Below are 803 nucleotides of genomic sequence, written 5' to 3'. Positions count from 1 at the left end.
GTCACCGCGACCGTCGCCGTGCGGGCCGCCGGGGACGCGGCCGACCGGGCGCGGGCCGAGGCGCAGCGGCGCGCCGGCGCGCAGATCGCGGCCGAGGCCGCCACCCCGGGCCTGCCCGCCGACACGGCGCTGCTGCTGCACGCCGCCGCCTACCTGACCGCACCCGGCCAGCAGGCCGACGCGCTGTGGCAGAAGGCCGCCACCTACCCGGGGCTGCGCCGCGTCCTGCGCATGCCGGCCACCGGCACCGTCGACGGGGTCGCGTTCAGCCCCGACGGCCGGTGGCTCGCCGCCGCGACGAGCCAGACCACCGACGGCCACCGCGGCGGCGTCGCGATCCTGTGGCCGGCCTCCGGCGACGGCATCGGCGTCCCCGTGCCGGCCACCCCGACCGCGGCGACCAGCATCGCGTTCAGCCCCGACGGGCAGCTGCTCGCCGTCGGCGGCGCCACCGGCACGGTGACCCTGCTGCCGGTCCCCGCCGACGGCGCCTGGCCGGCCGCGGCGGAGGCGGCGGTGACCCTGCCCGCGCCCGTGAAGGGCCAGGAGGTCGAGCGGATCTCGTTCGCCCCGGACGGCACGCTGATCGCGGCCGGCTACACCGACGGGCAGACCCGGCTGTGGGACCGCCGCACCGCCCGGATCACCGCCACCTTCGAGGGCCGCCGCGGCGCCTTCGACCCGGGCGGCCAGGCCATCGCCAGCCTCGACGCCGCGAACCGGGTCGTGGTCCGCCGCACCGGCACCCTCGACGTCGCCGCCACCACGGCGCCGATCCCCGGCGCCGCCGACCTCGCCTACCG

At 80.2% G+C, this 803-nt stretch carries 1 protein-coding gene; it reads left to right on the top strand.

What is annotated here, in order from left to right:
• The coding region (locus tag ABD352_RS54830) for a WD40 repeat domain-containing protein (RefSeq protein ID WP_425553998.1) at positions 1 to 803 on the top strand (803 nt) is incomplete at both ends.

It is taken from the genome of Dactylosporangium salmoneum (genome assembly GCF_039532525.1).
GTDB lineage: Bacteria > Actinomycetota > Actinomycetes > Mycobacteriales > Micromonosporaceae > Dactylosporangium > Dactylosporangium salmoneum.
The sequence above is the reverse complement of the archived record's forward strand: the minus strand, read 5'-3'. Positions and strand labels throughout refer to the sequence as shown.